At 40.7% G+C, this 4,936-nt stretch carries 4 protein-coding genes and 1 pseudogene; 4 read left to right on the top strand and 1 reads right to left on the bottom strand.

The window, feature by feature from the left end; translation table 11 throughout:
• A pseudogene (locus tag FCL48_RS25595) lies at positions 1-121 on the top strand (IS1595 family transposase); the annotation flags it as partial.
• Between the two features lie 1,262 nt (positions 122-1,383).
• Here FCL48_RS25595 and FCL48_RS24465 read toward each other — a convergent pair.
• A complete protein-coding gene (locus FCL48_RS24465; protein ID WP_136876692.1) occupies positions 1,384-2,010 on the bottom strand; it encodes a DUF6398 domain-containing protein in 627 nt (208 codons plus the stop codon).
• Between the two features lie 409 nt (positions 2,011-2,419).
• Here FCL48_RS24465 and FCL48_RS24460 point away from each other — a divergent pair, with 409 nt between their 5' ends.
• The 3 genes from FCL48_RS24460 to FCL48_RS24450 all read left to right on the top strand — a co-directional run bounded on the left by FCL48_RS24460 (position 2,420) and on the right by FCL48_RS24450 (position 4,813).
• A complete protein-coding gene (locus FCL48_RS24460) occupies positions 2,420-3,151 on the top strand; it encodes an NYN domain-containing protein (protein ID WP_136876690.1) in 732 nt (243 codons plus the stop codon).
• A gap of 386 nt (positions 3,152-3,537) precedes the next feature.
• Positions 3,538-4,317, top strand: a complete 780-nt coding sequence (locus tag FCL48_RS24455) for a type IV toxin-antitoxin system AbiEi family antitoxin domain-containing protein (protein ID WP_136876688.1) — start codon at positions 3,538-3,540, stop codon at positions 4,315-4,317.
• Positions 4,292-4,813: a nucleotidyl transferase AbiEii/AbiGii toxin family protein gene (locus FCL48_RS24450; protein WP_136876686.1), complete on the top strand. Its 522-nt coding sequence runs from the start codon at positions 4,292-4,294 to the stop codon at positions 4,811-4,813. Before FCL48_RS24455 ends, FCL48_RS24450 begins: the two co-directional genes overlap by 26 nt.
• The last annotated feature ends 123 nt before the right edge of the window (positions 4,814-4,936 follow it).

Here is a 4,936-nt window from a genome sequence, read left to right as displayed (position 1 = left end):
TTGTTATCGCTTTAACCGTAGATTTAAGTTGGCAGATATGGTTGCTTCCCTCCTCAAATACTGTTTAAAAACTCCACCGATGCCATACCGACTGTTGAAAATGGCTGAAGTTCGGTGGTAATCAGATAACTAAATGATTTTAAATAACGACAACTCAGAACAAAAAGAATAATCTCACACACTGCACCGTTGTATTCAAAATATCGCTCTAAACAATCTTTATCAAATTTTAGTTCAATCCCTGACCCAGCCCATGTGTCATTGTTGCCGTGAACGAATTCTGACAAAGCTCGGTATATGCATTTCGATTTTTCAAGATAGTGGTTGGAGTCTTGAGAAAATTCCTCAAAAAATGCGCTAGTAAATCTAGATGACAAAACGCCATTATCTGGATCAATCAAAGTTGTCCATTTTATATCTGCGTCACCATTTAACCACTCATGCAAATCCATTTTATGGGCTGAAAAGTATGCCGCTGCTAAACCCATTTCAAGTGCCAGTCTCAGAGAAGCGGAAGCTTGTCGATACATACCTAGACATGCAGTAAAAGTAGCAGATTCTAACTGTGAACTAACTGTTTTCAGTATTTCTTTTTCAGACTCATCATAAATATTTTGTGCAAATTCGTACACACATGAAGAAAAGTGGTGTGTTTTTCCTAATTTTTCACGAAAAGCCAACGATTGATTAAAGATGAACTGAGATTCAGAGTTTAGCTTTGAAAAATATTCTTCGATTCTCATTTTATAAGACCAAACAACTTTGTTTGTGGAATGTAATCGCGGTGCTGACCAGCGCCGTGTGCGACGCGAGCAAGCGCAGCTTGATTGTGTTGTGCACGGTGTCTGGACAAGTTCCTTGTTCTGTCGCGTAGCGGCGGCACAAGGGGCTTGACGTAGTCAGCACCGCGATTCTCGGCGACGCAGTCGGCGAGAACAAGTTATTCTCTGGTTTCCTTATATATTCAGAGAAGGACAAAAAGTCGACAAGGTGAAATCAACAGTATAGGGAATATTCTGCTATATATCACGCATATCTGGCTGAATATCAAGTTAACAGGATATCACACTTATAACGTATATTTATACAGAATAAGTGTTTGATAATCAAGGTGCGAGCTACCACACCATTATCCGTTCCTCAGAAAATGAAAGATTTGCCCTACCAGTCATAACAAGTTCACAGTGATGCATTGATGAGGTGTTTCCTGTCACCGGGATCATGTTAAAATAATTATCCCAAATGGAGCATTTTGAAATCTGAAATAATCCAGAAAATATTCGCAGGTCACTTCAGCAAAAACATCAGGCAGCGTGGAAGATAGTAACTGACTACACGTAACAAACAAGCTTGACCTACAGTCCACATATTTCCACTAGAGTTTTACCAAAGCTTCAATTGCCGCTCATTTATTTTTGCTTGTTCTTCTTCCTTTTTCTTACTCTTCTTCTCTGCAATTTCGCGATTTATTTCGGCCCGACGTTCTCTCCTTCTCTGTCCAGCCTCTTCCTCTTGTCGCTTTTTCTCTGCCATGAACTCATCAATTTCTCGAGACTCTTCTGCATTCGCAGTTCTTATGACGATTTCCTTGATCATCTCATTGGCCATTTTTTGCGGCAAAATAAAACCATCAGGCGTTTCCACAAATGAAAATGATTCTATGATCTCAGTAGTACAATAATTCGTATCGCCAATGCCGATATTTAAAGTCTTTTCAATGGTAGTTGCTTTGTTGCCCGTTGTTGTCTTTTTTGTATTGAAAAAGTCACATATTATGTCAGAGGTAAGAAAGTTATTATTCGCTTTATCAAATAAGAAATTCACCCTGGCGATCACATACACAATTGAAGCAGCCCAAATTTCTTTTTTACCTCTTGTGATATCAAGTTTACGAATACGGCCTAATTTATCGCATAATCTTAAAGCACAAGCCGTCAATTCTTCAGTGAAGTACCGTTTACAGAAAGACTCAACAAGTTCAGCAACTTCTTTGGTTTTTTCATTTTTCATAACATATACATTGTAGTGTCATTTTAATATTGAGAACCACAAGCCACATCTGTCCTGCAGCATACCTCTTACTTCTTACCAGTGTGTGGTTCATCTACTCTCAATCCTCGTCAACAGGATACTGTTTAGGATTATTGCCAATACTCTCAATTACACTCGAGTTCTCCTTATTCCCAGATAGCCTCCTGTAACCACTTTACGGCCAACATATTTCCACTCGACAAGCCAGCAATTATCGCAACGACTCTATACCTAAGCCCCTATGATTCCTCGCCATGAGCGTTTCACTCCCATCTTGTGAGATACATTGCACATTTTATCATAAAGATGCAGCCATAATACTACTGCCGTTGTATGTTGAAAAGTTCAAAATACAATTTCAAGATTTCACACATATAATGGAGACCTGATGCCTCAAGATACCAAAATTGCTTTACTCATCGACTGTGACAACGTGAGCCACAAATCCATAGAAGGTGTTATTGACGAGTTGTCGAAATACGGCAAGGTCAACATCAGGCATGCATACGGCAACTGGAAGAGTGACAGCCTGAAGGGATGGGAAGAAAAGCTTCATCCACATGCGATAAAACCGATCCAGCAATTTGCCTACACCAGCGGCAAGAATGCCACTGACGCCGCCATGATTATTGATGCAATGGATTTGCTCTATACGCAGAATCTGGATGCGTTCGCCCTAATGACCAGTGACAGCGACTTTACCCCTTTGGCTATGCGGATTTTATCCAACGGCATCACGGTGTATGGCTTTGGTGAAAAGAAAACCCCTATGCCTTTTGTCAAAGCCTGTTCTCAGTTCATCTACACCGAAAATCTTGAGCAAGTGGAAGAACAGGAGGAAAAAACAGAGAATAACAGCAACAAAAAAAAATCAAGGCACGAACTCAGGCAAGACGCTGCATTGGTTAAACTGCTCAGAACAGCCGTTGAACAAAACGCCGATGAAGACGGCTGGAGCCACCTTGGTCGTGTCGGCCAGTATATTTCTAACAAAACCTCATTTTCACCAGTCAACTATGGCTACAAAAAGCTCAGCGAGCTGATCCGGGTCAGTGATCTCTTTGAGATACAGATGAAAAACGATAACAGCGGCATGTATATCAAGGACTCGCGAAAGTAGTTACCCCCACTTCAGGCAAACCCGATGAACGAGAGTACTTTTCTCCACCCTGAGCCCTGCGCCTCGATCTCAATTAATGTGTGTATGGCCTCATCATTGCAAGCCTTTACGGGTAGGCATCACACGTTTAACGAAGGGTGGTATTTCTAGAGATTTGATGCAATAATGTTAATTCACCAATTTTAACAAACTCTTATCCAATTTTTTTGCATATTTATGGCAACTTTTTCATAACAGCAAAACCCCTTCAAGTACTTCTGAGACAAGCACAGTTTACAAATCACATATTTTGCATAAATATACTATGACTTATAACGATTTGACAAACTACTCTTGCAAGTTTATAAATATAAAAAATATCATAAATATAGTATGCAAATTCATCGATGACTAAACCAACTCAAACATTATTGGAACAGATACCCGATGGCCTCGTTGTCACTCGAAAAAAGCTGATGTTCCTCGGTATTGATAGACCTTCAATAGATTACTTCCTCCGCTCCGGTAAACTAACCGTGGTACACCGTGGAGTATATCGCCGTCCAGGACCCCCTTTAAAATGGGAACATCTCGTATACTCAGTCAGGCAACTTGGCTATGTCGTTCATGTTGGCTCTCGCTCAGCACTCGATTTGTCAGGGTTTGCTCATTACCTTCCTTATGGAGGCACGCAACAAATACATCTTTATTGCAAGACAAAACTCCCAAACTGGTTGAGCACCCTCAATGAAAAAGTCCAAATAGTACCTCACAAATTCAAATTGGTGCCTGATCTTCCCGTCACTGCAATCACTGATCGGCCATTTGGCCACTGGGATTGGCCTATACCATATGCTTCAGCAGAATTGGCTCTTTTAGAGCTCATTAATGAAATCACCGATGAAGCCAGTTTCACCATGGCCGACAAATATTTTGAGTCAGCAACAACTCTACGCCCAAAGCTGCTCAATGAACTTTTATCCAGCTCCATAAAAATACAAGCGAACAGGCTTTTCCTTTGGTTTGCCAAAAGACATAACCTTCCTTGCTTTGAATCTCTGAATTTGTCAGACATTAATCTCGGCAAAGGTAAACGAATGATTGTTCGAGGAGGAGCACTGGATAAAGAATTTCACATCACAGTACCCAAAGGAATGGCAAATGGTACTCAGCCCGACTTTTTCTAATCAAGTACGATTGCTGGTGGCAACATTACCGCAGATATACAAAGAAGATTGTTTTGCTCTTAAAGGTGGCACAGCTATCAACCTGTTTATTCGGGATATGCCCCGTTTGTCTGTCGATATTGATTTAACGTACCTGCCAATTGAAAGCCGAGAGGTCTCTCTGAAAAGAATAGATATCGCACTTAAAAGAATCGGCAATAACATAGAAAAATACATTCCTGGAACGCAAGTGACAGCGAATCAAATGCACAAGTCACCATTCTGCAATCGAATACAGATTGCTGGAGACAGCGCACTAATCAAGATTGAGGTCACTCCGGTACTCCGAGGCTGTGTCCATTCCCCTGTGATAATGTCTCTTGCTGCCTCTGTTGAAGATCTGTTTGGCGCTGCTACAATGCGTGTTTTGGATTTTGCAGACCTTTATGGTGGAAAGATATGTGCAGCTCTTGACAGACAGCACCCAAGAGATTTGTTTGACATTAAATATTTGTAACTGCTTCCCCCCCTTTAAAAATAATTTATGGGGATGAAGAAAATGCTTGACAGGTTTTTGGCAATATTTTTTGTAACAGCTTGATTCAATTATACAATCACCTGAGATGCATTGTAATAGGGC

The organism is Desulforhopalus sp. IMCC35007, assembly GCF_005116575.1.
Classification (GTDB): domain Bacteria; phylum Desulfobacterota; class Desulfobulbia; order Desulfobulbales; family Desulfocapsaceae; genus Desulforhopalus_A.
This window is presented reverse-complemented; position numbering and strand designations above follow the sequence as displayed.